We start from the raw sequence: 24,939 nt of genomic DNA on the forward strand, positions 1-24,939 counted from the left end.
TGGCGAATGATCCGATCGTGGCGTGTCTGGCCACGTGGTTCGAGACGCCGTTTCGCGGCTCCTCACCATTGGGGTCTGGGAGCTTGCGCGATGCGAGACCTCACCCTGAGGAGCGCGCAACGCGCGCGTCTCGAAGGATGAAGCCCCGAACGCTCTACGCCGCGTAGACCGATGACTTCGGCAGCGGGAACACTGGATCCCGCGTCCTGATATTGGTGGGCCAGACCACCGAGATATGCTCGCCGGCATTTTGCATCACGACCGGCGTCGAGCGCTCGTTCTGGCCGGAAAGCGGTGTGCCGGGCCGATAGAATTTCACGCCGTAGCCCTGGATTGTGCCGCCCGGCGGGATGTCCACGTCGAGCGCCGCCTTGCGAACCGCTTCTGGATCGAAGCCGCCATATTTCTCCTTTGCCACCGGCAGCACGTTGTTGAGCAGGATCCAGGTCTGGTTGAAACCCATCGAGCAATGCGGCGGAATGTCGGTCGCGCTGGTTTTTTCCTTGTAGCGGGCGACCATGACCTTGGTGAGATCGCCGATCCCGGGCGCGAGTTTCGAGGGATCGAGCAATTGCGCCGGCACCGGATCGATGTTGCAGAAATTGTCAATGTCCGCGCCGAAGGTCGCGCGCAACTTGTCGAGCTGGCTGTAGCCTGCGCCGGCGCCAAACAGCATCTTGAACTTGAGGCCGTTCTCGCGCGCTTGCCGCAGGAACAGAGTGATGTCCGGATTGTATCCGGCATGGGAAATCACATCAGCCCGGGCGCGCTTGATCTTGGTCACCAGCACCGAGAGGTCGGGGGCGGACGCAGAATAGCCTTCCTTGAGCACGACTTGCAGGCCGGCTTCCTTCGCATAGGCTTCGTCGGCCACGGCGACCCCGACCCCGTAAGGGCCATCCTCGTGAATCAGCGCGACCTTGACGTCTTTGGGCTCCATGCCGAGCTTGGCTTTGGCGTGCTCGCTGATGAAGCTAGCAAAGGCCTGGCCATACTGGTCGGAATGAATCTGTGCGCGGAAGACGTATTGCAGGTTCTTGTCCTTGAACACGGCGGTCGAAACCGCAGTCGTGATCCAGAGAATCTTCTTCTGCTGTTCGACCTTGGCCGAGAGCGGAACCGCGTGCGAACTCGCGTAGACACCGTTGATGATGTCGATCTTCTCCTGGTCGATCAGGCGATTGGCCTCATTGATCGCCACATCCGGCTTGCTCTGGGAATCGGCAGCGACAGGGACAACCTTGTACTTGCCGCCGATGCCGCCCTTCTCGTTGACGAGATCGATGGCAATCTGCGCGCCGATCGAGGAGGCGACCGACCCGCCCGCGGCAAAGGGACCGGTCAAGTCGTAGATCAGGCCGATGCGTACCGTTTCGGCTTGTGCCTGCGCGCGGGTCCAATCGAAAGTGAAGGCAGCGGCGGCCGCCGCAGAAGTCTTCAGCAGTGTTCTGCGTGAAGTCGGCATCGTCTCCTCCCACTGAATTATTATTATCGCCGGGACTGGTTCTTCCGATTTTCATTCAAGTATTTGGAGAATGCGGCGAGAAGTCAACCTGCGCGCATGCTCGTCATGGGGCGCTATCGCAGCGCAAACGTGTGGTCGGGCGGGCGCGAGGGCAGGGCTCACCGACTAAAGTCTGAGGGGCAGGTGTGCAGCCGGACCGCAGAGATAAAGTTGCATCCGCGAAGGTCCGCTGCTCACTAACACGATGCTGGTGTGAGCCTCCGGCCTCGATCCAGGGCCGGTCCAGCGGAGCTCAGCATGGTTGGCTTATTTGCCTTTGGTCTCGACCTTCCGCTTTTCGTCGTCGTTCATAGTTGTCGTGGCCGGCGGGCTGTCGCTTGGAACGGAGGTTTGCCCCGGCGATGCCGTCGCCGGCCGCGTTGCGGTGGTGCTCGGCGGCAGCTTATAAATTTGAACCAAGCGTGAGGAGTTGGGAATATAGGTCCCTACCATGGCAGCGCGTCGAGGGACGCTTCGGATATGCCTACAACGATAACCGCGCTCGCTGTCGCGTTAGCTTTCTCGCTGGTTGCCTTCACAACGCCAACATCGGTTTGGGCAGCCGGTCCGACGTTGACGGTGTCAGCCGATGGCGCCGTCCGTATCTTCGATCGGGACGCGCTGCTTGCCCGCACGGACGTCGTTGAGATAACCACGTCGCGTGATGTCGCATACGGTAGTCCTCGGACGTATCGCGCCGTGGCGCTCGCGAAATTACTTGAAGGAGTTGCCATTCCGCCCGATGCCGTGGTGGAAGCGGCATCGCAAGACGGCTTCCTGACGCAACTTCCCCGCGATCTGATCTACGCCAACCACGGCGCAATCGCGTATTTGGCAATCGAAATCGCCGACGCGCCGTGGCCGCCTATTCCAGGTAAGGAGAAGAGCGCCGGCCCCTTCTATATCGTATGGCTCGGCGATCAAGCGTCATCCGTCCCAAGCATGAAGTGGCCCTACCAAGTTGTGAGTTTGTCGGTGCAAGAAGCGCCAGCCACGCGGTGGCCCTTGCTCACGGTTGATCCCATGCTCCCTGCGCTTCATCCGGCGCGAGTGGGGCAAACCGTCTTTGTGAACAAATGCTTCATTTGTCATAAGATGAACCAGGCAGGATCGGCGTCGGCTGGCCCCGATCTGAATTTGCCGATGAACCCGACGGAGTACTTCACTGATGCCGGTTTGCGCGCGCTGATCCGAGATCCTCGCTCGGTTCGGGTTTGGCCCGAGCAGCGGATGCCCAGCTTTGCCAAAGAGGACCTGAGCGATGAGGAACTCGGGCTGATCTTGGCGTATTTGAGTCACATGGCGGGTAGGAAGAGCCGAGCAACCGAAGGCGGAAGCGGCAAACGCTAAGTAAATTGCGAAACTCGACTACGGTTCGATGAGGATGTGGTCGCCCCGCCGACATGCGTCGTCGGCTCTTGCAGACCTGCCACGGGCCGGCTGAGCCGTGACCGGTTCGGTTCGCTTCAACTTGCTCTGCTCCTTAAGCAATTGCGCCGATCATCGTGCATTTCGCGTGCCGCGGAGTCGTAGGAGCAGAGGCAATAAAGGCGGTCACCCCAAATCTCCTTCCGTCATCCCTGGGAAGACCGCAAGGAGCCTCTCGAAGGACGATGGCCCAGTGTGAGAGCCGTGTACCCTTCGAGGCCAGCTACGCTCGCGCCTGCAACGGAAACGGCGAAGCCGGCCGTCGTGTGCACCGTCGCGTGCTGAAACTCAGAGCTAGCGCGGAGTGCCGCTAGGCTCCGAACTCCGGTCGCCACTCGTCCCAGCTCCAGGGCCCGTCGTTGTCTGAGTGCTAGGTTGCCCGGGCGGATGCGCGGAAGCACCCGGCCTTTCCTGTTGCCCCACAAATCCGGATTCTCCGGAGTCGCGGGTCTTGACGCCTTTATCCGCTTCCTCCTGCATCTGTTTGTCAGATTGCATCTGCTGCTGGCCAGGCGCCGTCGACTGCTGAGCTAGTGCCGGCACGGCGATGGCGGTTCCAAAAGCGACCGTCATGGCGAAAATTGAGGTTCGCATGAGCTATCCTCCTATAGTTTCCCTCCGCACAACGCGCGAGACAGCGATGGTTTCCCGGGAGAATTGTGAACATCTCGCTGAAGCGCCGCCTCAAGCTGCGCAAGGAAAGCGCCCTGACGGTCGGCAAGAGCCTCGCGCTCATTCTGTACCTTGCACGCCGCTACGGTGGCGCGAAAGTGAAGGATACGTCGATTGAACCTGCCGGCATAGCGGTTGCGGGGCGTCACCGACTTCATCGACACGCGTTTGAGCTCGACGATACGGATTGCCGAACTTGCCGATCTCGCACAGCTCTCCGAAGGCCACTTCCACCGCGCGTTCAGGGCAACGACCGGGCGACGCCGCGGGAAGTTCATTCATGGGCGTCACGTAGCAATGGCAACGCTACTGCTGGCGAGGAGCGACCCTTCAATTGCGCAGACGGCGCTGCGCGTGGGGCAGGTCGATCTTGTAGGCTGCCTCGGAATCTGACCGGGTGGGACGAGACCAAGGTCCCGCACCCGCAGCGGCAACGTGCCAGCGAGGCGTCCCAGGACGCGGCTCTCGGGCGGACCTCGCGCAGTGCCTGAAACGAGCGTGATGCAATTTGCTGCAATTGCGTCAGATAGACCTTCATAGAAAAGGTGGAGGCCGCACGTGACAATTTGTCCGCTGCCTCTTTTTGGCCGGGTTCGGCCTTTCAGTTTGTGATATCTGAATCCACTCACGCACTACACCATCGCCCGATGGCATCAGTGCAGAAAGCGAGACGAAAATGTCATCGCCTTCAGATCAGACTCGGCGCACAATCATCCTGACCGCTCTCGCCACTGCGGTGCACGCATCGGCGGCCCGATCGGCCGCTGCCGAGGAGGACGCCCCTGGCAGCGACCTGCGACCTCAAAAAGCCGACGTCCTGGTGTTCGCCGAAGGGGATCACGCGGGTGAAGTGATCAAGCCGCAGGATCTAACACCCGGCGGACCGTTCGTGCGCGCTTGGCCAAAGGATCCCAAGACCTCGGTGATCCGAAAGGGCTCGAGGTTGAATGAGGTGGTGGTCGTAAAGCTTGATCCGGCGGAACTTGATGACGACACGCGCGCGCGGTCGGCTGACGGAATCGTTGCCTATTCGGTAATTTGTTCCCACGCCGGGTGCCCCATCACGGCGTGGGGGAAGGCAGCGCAGGGCGACAAGGACGTCCTGAAGTGCGTTTGCCATAATTCCGAGTTCGACCCCCGGCAAAGCGCGCAAGTGGTGTTCGGTCCGGCGCCGCGGCGCCTTGCGGCACTTCCCCTGGCGGCGGCCGACGGTTCGCTCACCGTCATTGGAACATTCATTGGAAAGGTAGGAGCACAGCAAGGAGGGTAACGGCCGCCCGCATCAGATGCCGCACAACTAAAAAAGATGAAGAGAACAAACAGGGAGGTAGCATCTATGACCATGAAGCAATGGCTATTGTCGAGCTTTGTCGCGTCCACGTGCCTGTTTTCAATCACTGCCATCGCCGGCCCGATTGAGAAATACACTCCAGTGACAGCCGACCGCTTGAAGAACCCGGAACCCGGCAATTGGATGCTCTATCGCCGAACCTATGACGGACAGGGATACAGCCCGCTCGACCAGATCAACACCTCGAACGTGAAAGATCTGGTACCGGTGTGGACCTTCTCGACCGGCGTGATTGAGGGGCACGAGGCTCCGCCGATCGTAAACAATGGCGTGATGTTCGTTGCGACCCCACAGGGCCAGGTGATCGCCCTCAACGCCAAGACAGGCGATGAGTACTGGCGTTACAAACGCCAGCTCCCCGACGATCTCTTCCAATTGCACCCGACCAACCGCGGGGTGGGATTGTGGCAAGACAAGCTGTACCTGGCTACAACGGATGACCATGTGGTCGCGCTCGATGCCAAAACCGGCAAAGTCCTGTGGGATACCAAAGTCCAGGACTACAAGAAGGGTCAGTACCTGACCCTGATGCCATTGATTGTCGACGGAAAGGTTATCGTCGGTGCCGCCGGCGGTGAATTCGGCGTGCGGGGCTATATCGTCGCGTATGACGCCAATAACGGCAAAGAATTGTGGCGGACCTTCACAATTCCCGGCCCAGGTGAACCCGGCCACGAGACGTGGAGCGGCGACGACTGGAAAACGGGTGGTGGCTCTGCGTGGATGACGGGAAACTACGATCCCGACACCAGGACCATTTACTGGGGCACCGGCAACGCCGCACCTTGGCCGGGAGATACTCACCCCGGCGACAATCTTTACACAACCTCGGTGCTAGCGCTCGACCCGGATAGCGGCAAGATCAAGACCTATTTCCAGTACCATCAGAACGATTCCTGGGATTGGGACGAGGTGGATGCGCCAATGCTGATCGACCTGCACAGGGATGGTCGCATCTTCAAGAGCCTCATCCATCCGGGACGCAACGCGATCTTCTGGGTGCTCGAGCGCAAGCCGGATAGCATCAAGTATGTAGCCGGCTGGCCTTATGTCTATACCGACGTCTGGAAGGGCATTGAGCCCGAGACTGGCAAGCCGATCGTCGATCCGGCTCACAAACCGGTTATTGGCAAGCGGGTTGAGTTCTGTCCGTCGTTATGGGGGGGCAAGGATTGGCCATCAGCGGCCTATAGTCCGAAGACCCGCCTTGTCTACATTCCCGCCAACGAGAATTTCTGTGGCGGCTTTACCGGCGAGAAGGTGCCGTTGGTTCCCGGTCAGCTTTGGCTCGGGACCAAGCCCGAAGATATCGGTCTGAAGGTTCGCGCCGGGGCTACTCATTTTGGTGAACTGCAGGCGTGGGATCCGGCCACGGGAAAGAAGGTCTGGTCGCATCTTTTCCCCAGATCGCACCTGTTTGGTTCGGTGACGGCGACCGCGGGCGACCTGATCTTTGTCGGAGGTACAAACGACCGGATGTTCCGCGCCTTTCATGCCAAGACAGGCGAACTGCTTTGGGAGCAGAAGACCAATTCCGGCATCATGGGCATGCCGGTCGCGTACGAAGTGGACGGGACACAGTACATCGCCATCCAGTCCGGCTGGGGCGTAGACGCCCAGCGCATCCAGGACGCCCTGACGACCAATAACATCGGTATCGAGAACAACGTGCCGCAGGGCGGCGTCGTCTGGGTATTTGCCCTCAAGAAGTAACTGCCAGAGAGAGACGGCAACGGAGCGGCAAGAAAAAAGCGGCGGACGAGGGTCCGCCGCTTTCAATTTGGCTTACTTGCCCTTGGTTTCGACCTTCCGCTTTTCGTCTTCGTTCATTTGCTTGATCATCGGATCGCGACTGGCTTCGCCGGTGGTCTGCGTCGTCGTGGCCGGCGGGCTCTCGCTTGGAACGGAGGTTTGCCCCGGCGGTGTCGTCGCCGGCCGCGTTGCGGTGGTGCTCGGCGGCGATGCCGTTTGAGCGGTCGCCGCCTGGGCATTCAATAGAAGCATGCTCGACAATAGCGAAACTGCGAGCACCGTTGAGTTGGGTTTCATCGGTCTGAACTCCTCTCAGACCAGGGGGAAACGGTTCGTTCGGTCTAACGTTCCTTATTACGCCTCCAATTGCTTGCCGATCGGCAGTGCGCGGATACGCTTGCCGGTCGCGGCAAAGATCGCGTTGATCAGCGCCGGCGCAACGGGCGGCACGCCCGGCTCACCGACGCCGCTGGGCGGGGTGTCGGGTCCGGGAGGCACGATATAGACGTTGGTCACGGCAGGGGATTCGTCGATCCGCAGCACCGGGAAATCGTCGAAATTGCCCTGTTGTACCTTGCCGTCCTTGAAAGTGATCTCGCCAGTTTTGGCGAAGCTCATGCCCATGATCACAGCGCCTTCCATCTGCGCCTGGATCCGCTCCGGATTGACGTAGGTTCCGCAATCGATCGCGGTGTCCACGCGGGGCACGGTGAGCTTGCCCTTATCGTCGATGGCTACCTCGACAATGGTCGCGATATAGCTGACGAAGCTGCGGTGCACGGCAATGCCGAGCCCGTGGCCCTTGGGCACGGACCGCCCCCAGCCGCCCTTGTCCGCGACGAGCTCGACCACTTTCCGAAGACGAGCTCTATCGATCGGATAACTGTCGTAGGGCTCGCCATAGTTCCAGAGGTCTTTCACGGAATCGAGCTTAACGATCCGCGGAGAGCCGATCAGCTCCAGCAGCATGTCCTTTTGATCGCGGTTGGTGGCATGGGCGATTTCAGCGACCATGGACTGCACCGCAAACGCGCGGGGAATGTTCGATACCGAGCGGAACCAGCCGATGCGGGTATACGCGGCCGCTTCCGGATTTTCGCACTGGACGTTGGCGATCTCGAAGGGCATGTCGACCAGTCCCATGCCGAGTTCGAACGGCGCCTGATGCAGCGCACCGGCGGCAAATGTCGAGGCGATGCTCGGCGCGACGCTGCGATGCCGCCAGGCGGTCACCTTGCCGCTCTTGTCGAGGCCGGCCTCGATACGTTCGACCGAGACGGTGTGCAGGAAGCCATTGCGAATGTCGTCTTCCCGCGTCCATTGCACCTTGACCGGCGCGCCGAGCTCCTTGGAAAGCAGGGCGGCTTCGAGGGCGAAATCGCATTTCGACTTGCGCCCAAATCCGCCGCCGAGCAGGGTAACGTTGACGGTGACGTTCTCCTGGGGAATGCCAAGCGTTTTGGCGACGTCTTCGCGCGTTCCGCCCGCGCTTTGCACCGGTGCCCAGATCTCGGCCCTGTCGCCCTTGACGTCCGCAACCGCGACCGGCGGCTCCATGGCGACGTGGGCATGATGCGGCAGGTAGTACTCACCCACGATCACCTTGTCGGCGCTCTTCAAGGCGGCGTCCACGTCGCCTTCCTTGCGCACGACCAGGCCGGGCTTGCGCGCTGCTCCCTCGAGCTGAGCCCGGTAGGCGACCGAATCGTATTTGCCGTTTGCCCCGTCATCCCAGACGATCTTCAACGCGTCACGTCCCTTGATGGCCGCGCCGGTGTTGCGCGCGATTACGGCGACCCCGCCGAGTGGCTGGAATTTTGAGGGCCACGGCCAGCCCTTGACCTCCATAACCTTCTCGACGCCGGAAACCTTCATCGCTTCCGACCCCTCGAACGACACGACCTTGCCGCCGGTCACCGGCGGCCGGGCAATGACGGCATACTTCATGCCGGGCAGGCGGACATCGGCGCCGTAACGCGCAGTGCCCACCGTGATGTCGCGAAGATCGACGATGCCGATCGCGCCCTTGCCGAGATAGCGGAAGTCCTTCGGATCTTTCAGCTTCAGGCCTTCGACACTCGGCACCGACCCCTTGGCGGCATCGGCCGCCAAGTCTCCGAAGCCAATTCGGCGTCCGCTTGCATTATGGACGACCTCGTGATTGACGGCCTTCACTTCGGTTGCCGGCACGCCCCAGCGTTTCGCCGCGGCTGTTTCGAGCATTGTGCGGGCCGAGGCGCCGATCTGGCGCATTGGCATCAGGTAATGCCGCGTGCTGCGCGATCCGTCGGTATCCTGGTTGCCGAACTTGACCTCGTCGCCAGGCGCCTGCTGGACGCGAACACGCGACCAGTCGGCTTCCATCTCTTCGGCGACGATCATTGGCAGGCTGGTGCGGACACCCGTTCCCATCTCGGCGCGGTGCGCGACGATTGTCACTGTTCCGTCGGAGGCGATAGAAACGAATACGCGCGGGTCCACCACGGTACCGTGCGGCATCTTGTCCGCGCCGGTCTGGTACGCGGCAAAGCCTGGGCGTGACATCACCGGCGCCGCGAGTACAAAGCCGCCGGCCAGCCCGAGGCCCTTGAGGATACTGCGACGGGAGACGTTGTCGATCTTGATATGGCGCTCAAAACCACGAAGCTTTTTGGGATTGGTGAGGATATTCATGATCACACCCCCGTCGATGCCAGATGCACGGCGTTTTCAATGCGCTGGTACGTGCCGCAACGGCAGATATTGCCCGCCATCGCCTCGCGTATCTGATCGTGCGTGGGTTTCGGATTTTCCATCAGCAGTGCGGCCGCCTGCATGATCTGGCCGACCTGGCAAAAGCCGCATTGCGGAACATTAAGCTGACGCCAGGCCTTCTGGACCGCGTGATCCCCGGTCGGATGAAGGCCTTCGATGGTGGTGACTTCCCGGCCGACCACGTCGGACACCGAGGTGATGCAGGCGCGAACGGCCTGCTTGTCGACAATGACGGTGCAGGCGCCGCAAAGCGCCTGGCCGCAGCCATATTTCGTGCCCGTCAAGCCGGCCTCATCGCGGAGAAACCAGAGTAATGGAAGGTCCGGGTCGCCGTCCCAGCTATGCTCCTGGCTATTGATCTTCATCTTGATCATGATCGTTCCTCGCTCTTCATAAGCTGCTGAGTTTTCTTCGGCGTGAGCGAGAACATATTTCCTAACCGCTCAACGCCGTTGCTTTACGAGTTTGATCGCGTGGCCGGAGAGCCGGCCTTGCTTGGCAACCGCTGGCTGAATTGTACGATTTGCTTTGAATTTTGGTGGGGCATCCTCCTGCCTAAACATTCGTCGTGTTACAGGACAGCGCGGCGAGACGGGCGCCGTGAGGACGCTATCAGAAAGCACGCCGGATCGAATTCACAACGTGTTGTCTTTGCACTCTATTGGGACGAAAGCTGGGCTGCCGCTCACTGACTGCCAACCTTTCCCGGCGGCCGTCATGCAAACCCGCTTTGCAAATGTTCGCGGCAGACCGGTGCGATCAGCACTACGCCGCCCGCCAGGCTCTCCCGCTAGCTTGCGAGCTGCGCCAACCCTTTCCAGTCGAATGTGATTCCATGGCCGGGCCGCGTCGGCGCCAATGCCATGCCTTCCTGGAGGACAAGCGGGTGCTCGATGCAACTATCGAGCCCAAATCCGTGCGCTTCGAGATAGGAGCGGTTCGGACACGCCGCGAGCAAATGCACGGTAACGTCATGTGCGCCGTGGCTGGTCACCGGTAGATTGAACGCTTCCGCCAGCCGGGCGATCTTCATAAAGGCTGTAACTCCGCCGCAATTGGTGACGTCGGGCTCCGGATAGGACACCGCGCCGGCCACGATATAGTTCTTGAACTCCCAGAGCGAGCGCAGGTTTTCGCCGGCCGCGATCGGGACGCCGCCGGCAGCCATGATGCGGGCGTGACCGGCAATATCGTCGGGAATGATCGGCTCTTCGAGCCACGTGAGATCGTAGGGTTGCAGCGCGCGCGCCGCGCGGATGGCTTCCTCGACCGTCCATTTCATGTTGGCATCCGCCATCAGGGGAAAGCCGTTGCCAAGATGTTGGCGCATCGCCTGTACGCGTGCGACGTCGGATGCGAGATCGGGGCGGCCCACCTTCATCTTGATGGCGCGAAAGCCCTTGGCGAGATTGTCGTCGGTTTGCTTCAAAAGCTGCTCGATGGACAGATCGAGGTCGATGCCGCCGGCGTAGCAGGGTACGCGGGCGTCGAAGCCGCCTAACATGCGAAACAGCGGCAGGTTGGCGCGACGCGACTTCAGGTCCCACAGGGCGATGTCGAGCGCCGAGAGCGCAAGTACCGGCGGTCCGCCACGCCCGCCGTAATGCAGGCTCCACCAGACGTGATGCCAGATGGCTTCGGTGTCATCGGCCTCGCGGCCCTCGATCAGTTCGGGGATCTCCCGCTTGAGGATGTCGGCAATCGCGCCGCCATTGCGGCCGACGGTGTATGTATAGCCGACACCTTCGGCCCCGTCGGAATCGCGGACACGGCATGTCACCAGTTCGAAGGCTTTGAGTTCGCCGTGCGTGCTGTCGGAGAGAGTGACGGGCAGGGGGATCCGGTAGAGTCCGGCCTCGGTTGTCTTGATACGCGCCATTGTGTTTCCACCCGGTTTTTCATTGCACGCTAAATCGATCTTGTCGGCAGAGCAATTGCTTGCTGCGCGCTGAGGCGGGAACCACCTCCCACGTGCGGCTAAGTCGCGTTCAGGGCCTGCGCGATATCAGCGATCAGATCGGATGGGTGCTCGATGCCGATCGACAGCCGGATCGTGCAATCGAGAACGCCTATTTTTTGGCGGATGGCAGCCGGAACGCCGGAGTGGGTCATGCTTGCAGGCAGGCTGGCGAGCGACTCGGTGCCGCCCAGGCTCACGGCCAGCTTGAAGATCTGCAGCGCGTTCAGGAATTTGAATGCGGCGGCTTGGCCGCCGACGATGTCGAAGGAGAATGTGGAGCCCGCACCGGTGCATTGCCTCGCAAATAAGCGGCCGGCGGGGGACGCCTCATCGTGGTGACCGAGGTAATGGACCTTGGCCACTTTTGGGTGGTCGCGCAGGTAATCTGCGACGAGGCGCGCGTTTGCGTCAGCCTTCTCCATGCGCATGCCCAATGTTTCAAGCGACCGGCTGATCATCCAGCAAGAATGGGGGTCCAGTTGGGTGCCAATCGCGCCTCGCAAGGCTTTAACGTCTTTCATCAGCGCCTTTGAGCCGAGCGCAGCGCCTGCAATCAAGTCGGAATGACCGCCGATATATTTGGTCAGCGAGTACAGCGAAAGATCCGCACCGTGTTCGATCGGTCTTTGAAACACCGGTCCGAGCAACGTGTTATCACACGCGATGATCGGCGTACTCCCCTGGGTTTGGCCGATCATCTCGGCGATCCGGCGGACCATCGCTATGTCGACCAGGCCATTGGTTGGATTGGCCGGAGTCTCAATGAAAATCATCGCAAGCCGGCCTTTGCGCATGGCGTCGCCCGCTGCCGCTCTGACCGCCGCTTCGTCAATGCCGTCGGAGAAGCCCACCGCGCCGATGGAGAGGTTCGCAAGCGTCTTCGCAAACAGGGTCTCCGTCCCGCCATACAGTGGCTGAGAGTGCAGAATGACGTCGCCAGGGCGGACGAAGGCCAGGATTGTGGTCGAAATCGCGGCCATGCCCGAAGAGAACAGCGCGCAATTCTCGGCGCGCTCGTACACTGACAACCTGTCCTCAACGATCTCGCTGTTAGGGTGATTGAACCGCGAGTAAACCAGACCAGCGCCCATCCCCTCGGGCGGCTCGCGGCGGCCCGCAACGTAATCGAAGAAGTCCTGTCCGTCTTCGGCGGTCCTGAAGACGAAGGTCGAGGTCAGGAAGACCGGTGGTTTGACGGCTCCTTCCGACAATTGCGGATCGTAGCCGTAGTTCAGCATCAGCGTTTCCGGATGCAGCATGTGGTTGCCGATGTGGGTTTTCGACGGAAACGGTTTCACCATAGGCTGTCTCCCTGTCGGGATGCGGAACTTCGCACTGCGTTCGTGGGACGCAATCGCGAGGCGATCAGGAGTGATGGATGCGATCGCATCCAGCGGCTCCAGTTGACGTAGTTAAGCAGGGATCAACGTAGCAAAATTCGGGACTGATTTCACCGCATCCGGAGCGGATTTCGCAGTACTCGATCGTCAGGCATGGACCGCAACCTTCAACGCCTCGGCGCGGATCTCTTCGACAAGCCGTTCCTTCAGGCTGACGAATTCGGGCGTGGTCTTGATCTTGTAGGATCGCGGATGGGGTAGATCGACCGCGATCTCGGCCTTGATACGGCCCGGACGGGCGCTCATGACGATCACGCGGCTGCCAAGGAAGATCGCCTCCTCGATATCATGGGTGACGAACAGCACGGTTTTCTGCTCGCGCTCCCAGATGCCAAGCAGCATTTCCTGCATCAGCACGCGGGTTTGATTATCGAGCGCGCCGAACGGCTCGTCGAGCAACAGGATTTTTGGATCGTTGGCCAGCGCCCGCGCGATCGCCGTCCGTTGCTGCATGCCGCCGGAGAGTTGCTTCGGCCAATGATTCTCAAAGCCCGACAGGCCGACACGTTGGATGAAGCCGTCGGCGATCTTGCTGCGATCCGCTTCGGAAATCCTGCGCTCGCGCAGGCCGAACGCGATGTTCTCGCGCACGGTCAGCCATGGAAACAGCGTGTAGGACTGAAACACCATGCCACGATCGGCGCCGGGGCCAGTCACCTCTTGCCCGTCAAGAATGGCCCGGCCGCTGGTCGGCCGGTCGAGCCCGGCAACGATGCGCAGCAACGTCGATTTTCCGCAGCCCGACGGGCCGAGAATGGTGACGAAGTCATTATTGCGGACGTTGAGGTCGATCGGCTCCAGCGCCCGTGTCGGCGCATGCCCCTGGCGTGCGGGGAAGGTGCGGGCGACCTGATCGATTTTCAGCTCGGTCATGCCAGTTTCCACGGAAACAGCCAGGCGTTGAAGGCCTTGAACAGGAAGTCCGACACCAGCCCGATCAGACCGATGACGATGATGCCGAAGATAATCTGGCCGGTGTTGAGCAGGGCCTGGCTGTCCGTGATCATATGGCCGATGCCCGACGATGAGCCGATCAGCTCGGCTACGATGACGTAGGTCCACGCCCAGCCGAGTACGAGCCGAAGGATCTCCGCGACCTCGGGCGCGGAGGAGGGCAGCAGCACCCGGTTGATGATGCCGCGGTCGCTGGCGCCAAGCGTGTACGCGGCTTCAACGAGGTCGCGCCTGGTGTTTCCGACTGTCACTGTGACCATCAGAATGATCTGGAAGACCGAACCGATGAAAATGACCAGGAGCTTCTGCAGCTCGCCAATGCCGGCCCACAGGATCAACAGCGGGATAAAGGCCGAGGCGGGCAGGTAGCGGGCAAACGAGACGAACGGCTCCAGTAAAGCTTCGATCGGCTTGTAGGCTCCCATCAGAACGCCGAGCGGCACAGCGATGATGGCCGCCAGCACAAAGCCGCCGACTACACGCCAGATCGTCATGCCGATGTCGAACAGGAAGCCGTGCTTTGTCAGCAGCTCCCAACCTTCCTGCAGCATCGTCAGCGGGTTGGCGAGGAACGTCTTGGAGACATAACCGCCGAAGGTCGCCCAACCCCACACGGCAACGAAAAGCACGAAGAACGCCAGGCCATAGGCCGCGCGCTGCCTCGATGTCACGGGATCCAGGGGACGTATCACAGGCATATCCTAAAAGGCTGTGCGGTTTATCGCCGTCGTCCCGCTCTCATGACCGAAAGCGGGACTGGCGCGGCACGCACACAAAACTACTTGATGAAGCTCGCGTCGTAGAGGTCGTCGATCTTCGGAACCGATTTGATGATGCCGATCTCGAGCAACAGGTCTGCAGCTTCCTTGTTGAAGGTCAGAAATTCGCCCGCGAAGAATTTCTGGTTCGCGGCTTTGTCCTGCCAGCGCAGGAATTTGGCCGAGTTGCCGAATTGCTCGCCGGACTGTTTTACGTCGGCACCCATGATCTCGTACGATTTGGCCTGATCCTTCTCGATCAAGGCGATCGCCTCGAAATAGCTGTCGGCCAGCGCCTTGGCGGCTTTCGGGTTTTCAGTCAGGAATTTCGGCGTGCAGCCGAACGTGTCCATGACCATCGGATAGTCGAGCGTGGTGGCGATGATCTTGCCCTTGTCCGGCGCCGCGCGCACCGTCGAGAGGTAAGGCTCATAGGTCATGGCCGCATCGTTCTGGCCGGAAACGAATGCCTGTGCTGCCGCCGCCGGCTCCAGGTTCACGATCGTGACATCCTTGACCGAAAGCCCGTTCTTCTTGAGCATCCAGGCCAAAGCAAAATAGGGCGAGGTGCCGGGCGCGGACGCGGCAACCGTCTTGCCCTTGAGGTCCTTGATCGAGGCGATATTGTTTCGCGTTGCCATGCCGTCGGCGCCGTAGCTCTTGTCGAGCTGGAAGATCTGCTTGGTGGCGACGCCATTGGCATTCCAGGATATCCAGGTCTCGACAGTGGTCGCCGCGCATTGGATGTCGCCCGACGCGATGGCGAGATGGCGGTCTTTCTGCGGGATCTTCTTGATCGTCACATCGAGCCCGTTCTTTTTGAAGATGCCGGCCTGATTTGCGAGCGTGAGCGGCGCGAAACCGGTCCATCCGGAAATGCCGATGCCGACCTTAACGTCCTGGGCGGCGGCCGGTGCGGCCACCAGGAGAGCGGCCGTTGCCGCGAAAATTCCAAAATTACGCATGGCTGTATCCCTTTTGCTGGTTCATGGTCTTCATGCTGGTTGCGGCGAAGCTGTAGCCAAAACTGCTGCATAGCTTGTGCCAGGTCTTGCGTGCATTGCTATCCCTCCAAGCCTCCCTTGAAGCGAGCAATCAGTTTATGGGACTCGCCCGGATAGAGCAGGCGCACGGCCGTGAGCGGCCGGGCGCTGCGCCAGGTGTGCCGGTCGATCACTAGGCAGGGGGCTCCGATCGCGATATCCAGCGCCGCCGCGGCCTGTTCGTCAGCCACGATGGCGCTGATCGAATGCTCGGCTTCCGTCCATGGCACATGGTGCAGCAGCCACGAGCCGGGCGGCTCGGCCGCAAAATCCGCCGCAGCCGCTTCGGGCACGGCGTCAAGATCGATCAGCCTGTCCTCGATGGCGAACGGCACGCCGTCGGCGCTGTGACGGCATGCAATCGCGATCACCTTTCCGGTTTTCCCCGCGCCAAGGCGGGCACGGTCGGTGGCGTTTGCAGTGCGCCGCGAGCACTGGATCAACTCGTAGCCGTAACTGCGGCCGAGTGCGTTTATCTCCGCGCGGATATCGGCGATCTTGAGCACCGCTGACAGAAATGTAGGACGCCGGACAAAGCTGCCGGCCTTGCGCCGCCGCTCGATGAGATCGGCTTGCGCAAGTTCCGACAGCGCCTTGCTCACCGTCATGCGCGAGCAGCCGTAGCGCGACATCAGCTCGTGCTCGAACGGGATGCGGTGACCGGGCGGCCATTCTCCGGTCAGGATGCGGCGCTCGATGTCGATCCGGATCTGCTTGTACAGCGTCGGCTTGTCGGCCGATTGGAGTTTGCCGCGATCGGTTGCGAGACTCATGCCACGAGCCTCCGCACCGCTGCGTTGAACGTGTCGCGCGCGCTCTCGCGGAGCCGATGACGCCCATGCTCGACGACCTTGGTGCCGCCGGCCCAGACCGTGTCGACGGCACCTGCGCCTGCTGCAAAAATCCAGCCGTCGAGGACGGCATCCCCCCGACGCCCGGCAAGCGAGGGATGGGTGTTGTCGAGAATTACGATGTCGGCGCGTGCACCGGCCTGGAGGCCAGCACTTGGCTGTGCAAGGGCCTGGGTCCCGCCGGTAAGCGCGGCGTCGAACAGCGCGCGGCCGGTCGACAGGCCGGGACCGCCGGACAGCACATTGCGCTCACGGTGTTTCAAGCGCTGGCCATATTCGAGCTGACGCAGTTCGTCGGTGGCGCCCACCAGTACGTTGGAGTCGGTCCCGATGCCGAACCGCCCACTGGCATCGAGGAATTCGCGGGCCCGAAAAATGCCGTCGCCAAGGCTCGCTTCGGTGACCGGGCAGAGCCCGGCGACCGCACCGCTTCTTGCAAGCGCGGTGGTTTCCGCTTCGGTCATATGGGTCGCATGGATCAGGCACCAGCGCTGATCGACGGACGCATGTTCGAGCAGCCACTCAACCGGCCGCCGGCCCGACCAGGCGATGCATTCCTCGACTTCCCTGGTCTGTTCGGCGGCATGGATATGTATCGGCCCGGCTTCGGCCAATGGCGCGATGGCCGCTAATTCGTCAGGCGTCACGGCGCGCAGGCTGTGCGGGGCGATGCCGATATTGGCTCCCGGCAGCGTGCGGACGGCTGTCCGTGTGGCGTCAGTCAGCTTGGCAAACTGATCGACCGAGCAGATGAACCGGCGCTGGCCGGCATGTGGTGCCGCTCCGCCGAACGAGCCGTGTGCATAGAAACTCGGCAGCAGCGTCAGCCCGATGCCGGAGATTTCGGCGGCCCGCGCAATTCGCGTCGCCATCTCCGCAGGGTTGGTGTAGGGCGCGCCGTCGTGGTCGTGATGGAGATAGTGGAATTCGCCGACGCGCGTATAGCCTTGCTCGAGCATCTCGACATACAGCAGCGCGGCGACGGCTTCGATGTCTTCCGGTGTCATTTCGAGCGCGAAGCGATACATCGTCTCGCGCCATGTCCAGAACGTATCCGCGGAATTGCCGCGCGTTTCGGCGAGCCCCGCCATGCCACGCTGGAACGCATGGCTATGCAGGCTCGCTATGCCCGGAATCGCCAGCTTGTAGCGCTCGTCATGCGGTCCCGGCGCCACGCCGGTCGTAACCTTGGTGATGGTCTGGTCCGCCACCACCACCTGCACGTCATCAGCCCACCCCGAGGGGAGCAGCGCTGATGCGAAATGCAGTGTCGACATGTTTCGAAACCGGCTGGACAGAACACCCACGCGATTTTATGTATAGACATATAGAGACGTCAAGCTCCTGCCTTTGAGGAGAGCTGAATGGCCGAGCGCTTCGATCGAGTCTGGCTCAACGCCCGGCTCGCCACGGTCCGGGAGGATCTGCCCGAACTGGGTGTGATCGAGGACGGCCTAATCGCCGCGCACGACGGCCGCATCGCGTTCGCCGGTAGCCGTTCCGATTTTCCATCGGACGCCGATGCGATCGAGTGGATCGATTGCGCGGGGCGCTGGATCACGCCGGGACTGGTGGATTGTCACACCCATCTGGTTTTTGGCGGAAACCGCGCCCATGAGTTCGAACTGCGGCTGCAGGGAGCGAGCTACGAAGAGATCGCGCGTGCAGGCGGCGGCATTGTCTCCACCGTTGCGGCGACGCGGGCGTCCAGTGAGGCCGAGCTTGTTGCCGACGCGCTGCCAAGGCTCGATGCCCTGATCGGCGAGGGCGTGACGACGCTGGAGATCAAATCCGGCTACGGGCTCGATACCGAAACCGAAATGCGTCAGCTCTCAGCGGCGCGCGCGCTGGGTGACAAGAGGCCGGTCGCCATCAAGACGACGTTTCTTGGTGCGCATGCGACGCCTCCGGAAGCTGACGGTGACAAGGATCGGTATATCGATCTTGTCTGCCGCGAGATGTTGCCGGCGGTGGCGCAGGCCGGATTGGCCGACGCCGTCGATGCCTTCATGGAAGGCATTGCGTTTTCGGGAGAGCAGACGGCACGGGTGTTCCGCGCGGCAACGGCGCTTGGATTGCCAGTCAAGCTGCATGCGGATCAGCTCTCGAATCTCGGCGGCGCCGCGCTAGCTGCGGAATTCGCGGCGTTGTCGGCCGATCATCTGGAGCACACCGATGATGCCGGCGCCGCGGCGATGGCGCGGGCAGGGACGGTCGCCGTGCTGCTGCCGGGCGCGTTCTACTTTATTCGCGAGACGATGAAGCCGCCGATCGAACTATTCCGCGCCCACGGCGTCAACATGGCACTTGCGACCGACTGCAATCCCGGCAGTTCGCCGCTGACGTCGCTTCTCCTGGCAATGAATATGGGCGCAACGCTGTTCCGGCTGACCGTTGCCGAATGCCTCGCTGGCGTAACGCGGGAAGGTGCGCGCGCACTCGGAATTCTCGGCGAGACAGGAACGCTCCAGGCGGGCAAATGGTGTGATCTTGCGATCTGGGAGATCGAGCGACCGGCCGAGCTCGTGTACCGGATCGGCTTTAATCCGTTGCATAGCCGGGTGTGGAGGGGACAGTGAGCCGCCCCGACGCCTGCATTGTGGTTTCGCCTGGGAGGGTCAGCCTCGACGATCTGGCGCAAGTCCTGGCCGGCGCTCCGGTCGTGCTCGACCCATCGTTCTGGCCGCGCGTTGAGGCTGCATCGGCGATTGTTGCGGCGGCCGCGCGTGCGGAAGCCCCAGCGTACGGCATCAATACCGGATTTGGAAAACTTGCGTCGAAACGGATTGCTGCCGACCAGACGGCGCTGCTGCAGCACAATCTCATTGTGTCGCATTGCTGCGGGGTAGGGCCGCCGACGCCGGAGCCGATCGTTCGTCTGATGATGGCGCTGAAAATCGTCTCGCTCGGGCGAGGCGCATCGGGCGTGCGCCGCGAAATCATCGAGCAGCTCCAGGCCATGCTGGCGAAGGGCATCTGTCCGCTGGTGCCACAGCAGGGATCGGTCGGAGCCTCCGGCGATCTGGCGCCGCTCGCGCATATGACGGCGGTCATGATCGGCGAGGGGCAGGCGCTGGTCGGCGGAAGCGCTGTGCCGGCCCGCGATGCACTGGCCGCCGCCGGTCTTGCGCCGGTGGCGCTCGGTCCAAAGGAAGGCCTTGCTCTGATCAATGGCACGCAGTTTTCGACGGCCTATGCCGTTTCCGGTTTGTTGCGTGCCCATAGCCTCGTCAACGCGGCGTTGGTGACCGGCGCCTTGTCGGTCGATGCGGCGATGGCGTCGACGGCGCCGTTTCGTCCTGAGATCCAGCAATTGCGCGGACATGCCGGGCAAATCGCCTCCGGCGCGACACTGACGGCGTTGCTCGATGGTAGCGATATCCGCATGTCGCATCTCGAAGGCGATGAGCGCGTGCAGGATCCTTATTGCCTGCGCTGCCAGCCCCAGGTCGCCGGCGCCGCGCTCGATTTGCTGACGCAAGCCGCCCGCACGCTGACGATCGAAGCGAACGCCGTCACCGATAACCCGCTGGTCCTGGTCGAGACGGGAGAGATCGTCTCGGGTGGCAATTTCCACGCGGAGCCGGTCGCTTTTGCTGCCGACCAGATTGCGCTGGCGCTGTCCGAGATCGGGGCGATCAGCGAACGACGCATCGCGACTCTCGTCGATCCCACGCTCAACTTCGGCCTGCCGCCGTTCCTGACTCCCGATCCCGGCCTCAACTCCGGCTTCATGATCGCCGAAGTGACGGCAGCCGCGCTCTATGCGGAGAATAAACAGCGCGCCACGGCCTGCTCGATCGACTCGACGCCGACCAGCGCCAACCAGGAAGATCACGTGTCGATGGCCGCACACGCGGCGCGCCGCTTGTCTGACATGGCGGACAATCTCGCCATCATCCTCGGCATTGAGCTATTGGTTGCGGCGCAAGGTATCGGGCTGCGAGCTCCGCATTCGACCAGTCCCGCGCTTGCGGCCGTCATTGTAGCCCTGCGCGAGCAGGTGCCGGCGCTGGGCAGCGATCGCTACATGGCCGATGACCTCGCGAAGGCAACGGCGCTGGTTGAAGCCGGCGCGCTGCCGACGGCCGCTATGTCGGTACTTGAGAGTAACCCGTTTCCAATCCTTGCCGAGAGAGGCTCTTTGTCATGAACCGCCGACTGGACAACGATCGCATAATCCGGGCGCCCCACGGGTCAGAGATCAGCGCCAAGAGCTGGCTGACGGAAGCGCCGCTCCGAATGCTGATGAACAATCTTGATCCCGACGTTGCCGAACGGCCGAGCGAACTCGTTGTCTATGGCGGAATCGGCCGTGCCGCCCGTGACTGGGACAGCTTTGACCGGATCGTCGCATCGCTGCGCAAGCTCGAAGGCGACCAGACGCTGGTGGTGCAGTCGGGCAAGCCGGTCGGAATTTTCCGCACCCATGCCGATGCACCGCGCGTGCTGATCGCGAACTCGAATCTGGTGCCTCACTGGGCGACGCTCGATCACTTCAATGAACTCGACAAGCAGGGGCTGATGATGTTCGGCCAGATGACAGCCGGATCGTGGATCTACATCGGCAGCCAGGGCATCGTGCAGGGGACGTACGAAACGTTTGTCGAAGTGGGGCGACGTCATTACGGCGGCGACCTCGCGGGCAAGTGGATCTTGACGGCGGGTCTAGGCGGGATGGGCGGCGCGCAGCCGCTGGCCGCGACCATGGCCGAGGCGTCGATGCTTGCGATCGAATGCCAGCCGAGCCGCATCGAGATGCGGTTGCGCACGGGTTACCTCGACCGGCAGGCAAGCTCGCTTGACGAGGCGCTCGCGATCATGACGGAGGCGAAGCAGAACAAGAAGCCGGTCTCCGTCGGCCTGCTTGGCAATGCCGCCGAACTCTTTCCCGAGCTGGTGCGCCGCGGCGTCAGGCCGGACATCGTTACCGACCAGACCAGCGCGCACGATCCGATCAACGGCTATTTGCCGAAAGGATGGACGCTTGCCGAGTGGGAATCGAAACGCGAGGCCGATCCGAAAGCGGTTGAAGTCGCGGCCAAGACCTCCATGGTCGGCCATGTCCAGGCCATGCTGGATTTCCACGCACAAAGCATTCCCACGCTCGACTATGGCAACAACATCCGCCAGATGGCGAAGGACATGGGATTGAAGAACGCGTTCGATTTCCCCGGCTTCGTACCGGCCTACATCCGTCCGCTGTTCTGCCGCGGCGTCGGCCCGTTCCGGTGGGCGGCGCTCTCGGGCGATCCCGAAGACATTTTCCGGACCGACGCCAAGGTCAAGGAGCTGATGCCTGATGACAAGCATCTGCACAACTGGCTCGACATGGCGAAAGCACGGATCAAGTTCCAGGGGCTGCCGGCACGAATCTGCTGGGTCGGTCTGGGCGATCGCCACCGGCTCGGCATGGCGTTCAATGACATGGTAGCGCGCGGCGAACTGAAGGCGCCGATCGTCATCGGCCGCGATCATCTCGACAGCGGCTCGGTTGCGAGCCCGAACCGCGAAACCGAAGCGATGCGCGATGGCTCGGATGCAGTGTCGGACTGGCCGCTGCTCAATGCGCTGCTCAATTGTGCCAGCGGGGCCACCTGGGTCTCGATACATCATGGCGGCGGCGTCGGGATCGGCTATTCGCAACACGCCGGCATGGTTATTGTCGCCGACGGAACGCCCGAGGCGGCGCGTCGACTTGAACGCGTGTTGTGGAATGATCCGGCATCGGGCGTCATGCGTCATGCCGACGCCGGCTATGAAAACGCGATTGCATGTGCCCGCGCCAACGGGCTCGATCTGCCCGGTCTGACGTTGTAGCGCTCCGGACTTTCTTGCGCCCGGTATTTCCAGAGGGGAGGATTTCCTTCCTTGTTGTAAATACAGACAGTTTACCTATATAGTACTACAAGGGTCGCTGACCCGCATAATTCATTTGGTTCTCCGGTCAGGCCCGTCATTCAGGCGGGCCGTTGCCGTTTTGGGACTACCGAACGATGAGCCATTCCAATCGTATCGACCATATTCGCCTGACATCGCATCCGGTGCCTGGTGCGACGCATGAATTCCCGATCCTGTGGGGAGCGCCCACCGCGCGTGAACGTGGCCCGATCATCGGGACGGTATCGCGTCCGCAGGATCGCAACGTGATTGGCACTCACGGGGGCTCCTATGCGGTCTACCGCGCGCTTGCCGTTTCTTCGGGTGCGCTGGATCCGATCCGTCGGCCCGACCTGACCAACACACACCCGGCCGCGACCGTTGGGCCGTTCTCGCAATGGATAGATCCGGAACGTATTGTTGCGCTCGATCCGTGGGGACATCTCGTCGCGGAAAACTTTCGTGCCGAAATCATGGAAGGCATCGATATCCGGCCGAGCATCGCGATCACGCGGGCCCGGCTCGACCTGCCGGAAATTCAGGCGGCTCTGGCTGCCAAGCGGTTGGTGCCCGACGGCGAGTTCGTTCACGCCAGCGGCTCCGTCTCCGTTGTCAAGATAGCGATTGATCCGGTCTGGCACTTGCCCGGGATCGCGCAGCGCTTCGGCACGAGCGTGACCAATCTGCGGCGTGCGCTGTTCGAACAGACCGCGGGCATGTTTCCCGAGCTTGTCACGCGCCCCGATCTGCAAGTCTTTCTTCCGCCGATCGGCGGAACGACCGTCTATCTGTTCGGCGATGTCACGAAGCTTCCGGACCATCGGACCAAAATCACCTGTCGCGTCCATGATGAGTGCAACGGTTCGGATGTTTTCGGCTCGGACATTTGCACCTGCCGTCCATATCTCATTCAGGGCATCGAGGAATGCGCGCGCGCCGGACAATCGGGTGGCCTGGGCGTTATCGTCTACAACCGCAAGGAAGGCCGGGCGCTCGGCGAGGTCACGAAGTTTCTGGTCTACAATGCGCGCAAGCGCCAGGAAGATGGCGACGATGCATCCGCCTATTTCGAACGAACGGAATGCGTTGCCGGGGTACAGGATGCGCGTTTCCAGCAACTGATGCCGGATGTGATTCACTGGCTGGGATTGAAGCGCATCGATCGCTTCATCTCGATGAGCGACATGAAGTATGATGCGCTGACGGGGCAGGGTATCGAGATTGTCGAGCGCATCGCCATTCCCGATTACATGATTCCCGCCGACGCCCATGTGGAAATCGCCGCCAAGAAAGCTGCGGGATATTTTTCACCTGACACGAAGCCTGAGGACCTGATCGCCTCCGGTCGGCCGCTCGAAAAATACTAGGGCGAGCCAGGGCCATTGATCGTGACAGCAGACGCGACGGCAGACGGCTTATCTCTCTTAAGTGCGGAAGCGGTGCGCAGTCGCGCGCACCGGATGCTGGAAATCGGCTTGAGCGACCAACTTCAGCATTTCCAAGTCGATCTTGACCGGCTCGACGAGGCGGTTGATCTCGTGCTTGCGACAACGCGCAAGGCCTATCCGACGTTCAATGTTCCCTTTCATTCGCGCTGGCGCCATTTTGTCGTCGGCGGCATCGATCGCTGGGCAGCGCTTGCCGACGCCAAGAATTGGCGCGACAGGAAAGAGCGCGCCCGCGCGGAATTTGACCTTGCCATGATCAGCGTGCTGCTCGACGCCGGAGCAGGTCCGTCGTGGCGCTATCGCGATCCCTTGACGGGCGCAAGTATCGGCCGTTCGGAGGGGCTGGCGCTTGCCAGTCTGGATATGTTTGCGCGCGGCGTGTTCTCAGCGAAGGCTGACGAGCCGCTGCGGGTCGATGCCGCCAGGCTTGAACGACTGACAGTTGCCGATCTGCAGACTGGTTTTCAGATTGCGGACGACAATCCGCTGGTTGGCCTCGAGGGCCGCATCAGCCTTCTTCGCCGGCTCGGTCAAGTAGCGTCGGCGTCACCGCAGATTTTTGCTCGTCACGACACGGCTCGGCCCGGTGGATTGTTCGATCATCTCGCAGGGGCGGCCGACGCGGGGGCGATCGCCGCCTCGACGATTTTGTCAGAACTTTTGCGCCAACTGGGGCCGATCTGGCCGTCGCGCATAACGCTCGGCGGAATTTCCTTGGGGGACTGTTGGCGTCATCCGGCGCTCAAGACCGAGGATGCGACCAGCGAGCTGGTGCCGCTGCACAAATTGTCGCAGTGGCTATCGTATTCGCTGATCGAGCCGATACAGCGGGCGGGGCTACAGGTGACGGATATCGACGGCCTGACGGGCCTCGCGGAATACCGCAACGGCGGATTGTTCGTCGACGCCGGGGTACTGGTGCTGCGCGACCGCGTGGACGCGCAACGCGAACATGATGTCGCGTCTCTGCTCGTGGTCGAGTGGAGGGCGCTGACCGTCGCGCTGCTGGACCGGCTGGCGGATCTGCTGCGGCAACGCGTTGGTCTTGACGCGGTCTCTCTTCCACTGGCGAAGATTCTGGAAGGCGGCACCTGGGCGGCGGGCAGGGCGCTGGCGTTCGCGCGCCGGCCCGATGGTTCGCCGCCCGTCAAGGTCAGTAGCGACGGTACGGTTTTCTAGTATCC

At 61.9% G+C, this 24,939-nt stretch carries 21 protein-coding genes; 9 read left to right on the forward strand and 12 right to left on the reverse strand.

The window, feature by feature from the left end:
* Positions 1–154: 154 nt before the first annotated feature.
* On the reverse strand, positions 155–1,465 hold the full coding sequence (locus CQ13_RS37585; protein ID WP_057847788.1) for an ABC transporter substrate-binding protein: 1,311 nt from the start codon (positions 1,463–1,465) through the stop codon (positions 155–157).
* Between the two features lie 301 nt (positions 1,466–1,766).
* On the opposite strand from CQ13_RS37585, the gene CQ13_RS44010 reads away from it, so the two are divergent.
* Both CQ13_RS44010 and CQ13_RS37590 read left to right on the forward strand, forming a co-directional pair.
* Positions 1,767–1,913 carry a hypothetical protein gene (locus CQ13_RS44010; RefSeq protein ID WP_156434145.1) on the forward strand — a complete coding sequence of 49 codons (147 nt, stop codon included), beginning with the start codon at positions 1,767–1,769 and terminating at the stop codon, positions 1,911–1,913.
* Positions 1,914–1,984: 71 nt separating this feature from the next.
* The gene (locus CQ13_RS37590; protein ID WP_057847789.1) at positions 1,985–2,854 is read left to right on the forward strand and encodes a c-type cytochrome; all 870 of its coding nucleotides are present in this window, start codon (positions 1,985–1,987) and stop codon (positions 2,852–2,854) included.
* Between the two features lie 810 nt (positions 2,855–3,664).
* Here CQ13_RS37590 and CQ13_RS44015 read toward each other — a convergent pair.
* Complete coding sequence (locus CQ13_RS44015; protein ID WP_156434146.1) at positions 3,665–3,886, reverse strand: hypothetical protein; 222 nt, start codon at positions 3,884–3,886, stop codon at positions 3,665–3,667.
* A gap of 394 nt (positions 3,887–4,280) precedes the next feature.
* On the opposite strand from CQ13_RS44015, the gene CQ13_RS37605 reads away from it, so the two are divergent.
* Together CQ13_RS37605 and CQ13_RS37610 are read left to right on the forward strand one after the other, a co-directional pair.
* A complete protein-coding gene (locus CQ13_RS37605; protein ID WP_082637884.1) occupies positions 4,281–4,874 on the forward strand; it encodes a QcrA and Rieske domain-containing protein in 594 nt (197 codons plus the stop codon).
* A 66-nt stretch (positions 4,875–4,940) separates the two neighbouring features.
* Positions 4,941–6,668, forward strand: coding sequence for a methanol/ethanol family PQQ-dependent dehydrogenase (locus tag CQ13_RS37610; RefSeq protein ID WP_057847793.1), 1,728 nt, complete (start codon positions 4,941–4,943; stop codon positions 6,666–6,668).
* Positions 6,669–6,740: 72 nt separating this feature from the next.
* On the opposite strand, the gene CQ13_RS37615 is transcribed toward CQ13_RS37610, so the two are convergent.
* The 10 genes from CQ13_RS37615 to CQ13_RS37660 form a co-directional block, all read right to left on the reverse strand.
* On the reverse strand, positions 6,741–7,004 hold the full coding sequence (locus tag CQ13_RS37615) for a hypothetical protein (protein WP_057847794.1): 264 nt from the start codon (positions 7,002–7,004) through the stop codon (positions 6,741–6,743).
* A 57-nt stretch (positions 7,005–7,061) separates the two neighbouring features.
* Entirely contained in the window at positions 7,062–9,380 is a 2,319-nt protein-coding gene (locus CQ13_RS37620) for a xanthine dehydrogenase family protein molybdopterin-binding subunit (RefSeq protein ID WP_057847854.1), read from the reverse strand.
* A gap of 2 nt (positions 9,381–9,382) precedes the next feature.
* Entirely contained in the window at positions 9,383–9,835 is a 453-nt protein-coding gene (locus CQ13_RS37625; RefSeq protein WP_057847795.1) for a (2Fe-2S)-binding protein, read from the reverse strand.
* 416 nt (positions 9,836–10,251) lie between these two features.
* Positions 10,252–11,340, reverse strand: a complete 1,089-nt coding sequence (locus CQ13_RS37630) for a mandelate racemase/muconate lactonizing enzyme family protein (protein ID WP_057847796.1) — start codon at positions 11,338–11,340, stop codon at positions 10,252–10,254.
* 98 nt (positions 11,341–11,438) lie between these two features.
* Positions 11,439–12,722 (reverse strand): cystathionine gamma-synthase family protein, encoded by a 1,284-nt coding sequence (locus tag CQ13_RS37635; protein WP_057847797.1) that lies wholly within the window; start codon positions 12,720–12,722, stop codon positions 11,439–11,441.
* 186 nt (positions 12,723–12,908) lie between these two features.
* The gene (locus CQ13_RS37640; RefSeq protein WP_057847798.1) at positions 12,909–13,694 is read right to left on the reverse strand and encodes an ABC transporter ATP-binding protein; all 786 of its coding nucleotides are present in this window, start codon (positions 13,692–13,694) and stop codon (positions 12,909–12,911) included.
* Positions 13,691–14,464 (reverse strand): ABC transporter permease, encoded by a 774-nt coding sequence (locus CQ13_RS37645; protein ID WP_156434152.1) that lies wholly within the window; start codon positions 14,462–14,464, stop codon positions 13,691–13,693. Before CQ13_RS37645 ends, CQ13_RS37640 begins: the two co-directional genes overlap by 4 nt.
* 89 nt (positions 14,465–14,553) lie before the next feature.
* Positions 14,554–15,498, reverse strand: coding sequence for an ABC transporter substrate-binding protein (locus CQ13_RS37650; RefSeq protein WP_057847799.1), 945 nt, complete (start codon positions 15,496–15,498; stop codon positions 14,554–14,556).
* A 98-nt stretch (positions 15,499–15,596) separates the two neighbouring features.
* Positions 15,597–16,349 carry a histidine utilization transcriptional repressor HutC gene (gene hutC / locus CQ13_RS37655; RefSeq protein WP_057847800.1) on the reverse strand — a complete coding sequence of 251 codons (753 nt, stop codon included), beginning with the start codon at positions 16,347–16,349 and terminating at the stop codon, positions 15,597–15,599.
* Positions 16,346–17,704 (reverse strand): formimidoylglutamate deiminase, encoded by a 1,359-nt coding sequence (locus CQ13_RS37660; RefSeq protein WP_057847801.1) that lies wholly within the window; start codon positions 17,702–17,704, stop codon positions 16,346–16,348. Before CQ13_RS37660 ends, hutC begins: the two co-directional genes overlap by 4 nt.
* An 87-nt stretch (positions 17,705–17,791) precedes the next feature.
* On the opposite strand from CQ13_RS37660, the gene hutI reads away from it, so the two are divergent.
* From hutI to CQ13_RS37685, 5 genes are all read left to right on the forward strand, one after another.
* Positions 17,792–19,006 (forward strand): imidazolonepropionase, encoded by a 1,215-nt coding sequence (gene hutI, locus CQ13_RS37665; protein WP_057847802.1) that lies wholly within the window; start codon positions 17,792–17,794, stop codon positions 19,004–19,006.
* Complete coding sequence (gene hutH, locus CQ13_RS37670) at positions 19,003–20,580, forward strand: histidine ammonia-lyase (RefSeq protein ID WP_057847803.1); 1,578 nt, start codon at positions 19,003–19,005, stop codon at positions 20,578–20,580. Before hutI ends, hutH begins: the two co-directional genes overlap by 4 nt.
* The gene (hutU, locus tag CQ13_RS37675; RefSeq protein ID WP_057847804.1) at positions 20,577–22,247 is read left to right on the forward strand and encodes a urocanate hydratase; all 1,671 of its coding nucleotides are present in this window, start codon (positions 20,577–20,579) and stop codon (positions 22,245–22,247) included. Before hutH ends, hutU begins: the two co-directional genes overlap by 4 nt.
* A gap of 176 nt (positions 22,248–22,423) precedes the next feature.
* The gene (locus tag CQ13_RS37680; RefSeq protein ID WP_057847805.1) at positions 22,424–23,674 is read left to right on the forward strand and encodes a GTP cyclohydrolase II; all 1,251 of its coding nucleotides are present in this window, start codon (positions 22,424–22,426) and stop codon (positions 23,672–23,674) included.
* A 21-nt stretch (positions 23,675–23,695) separates the two neighbouring features.
* Positions 23,696–24,934, forward strand: a complete 1,239-nt coding sequence (locus CQ13_RS37685; protein ID WP_057847856.1) for a URC4/urg3 family protein — start codon at positions 23,696–23,698, stop codon at positions 24,932–24,934.
* The last annotated feature ends 5 nt before the right edge of the window (positions 24,935–24,939 follow it).

Origin of the sequence: Bradyrhizobium retamae (assembly GCF_001440415.1) — a bacterium.
GTDB lineage: Bacteria > Pseudomonadota > Alphaproteobacteria > Rhizobiales > Xanthobacteraceae > Bradyrhizobium > Bradyrhizobium retamae.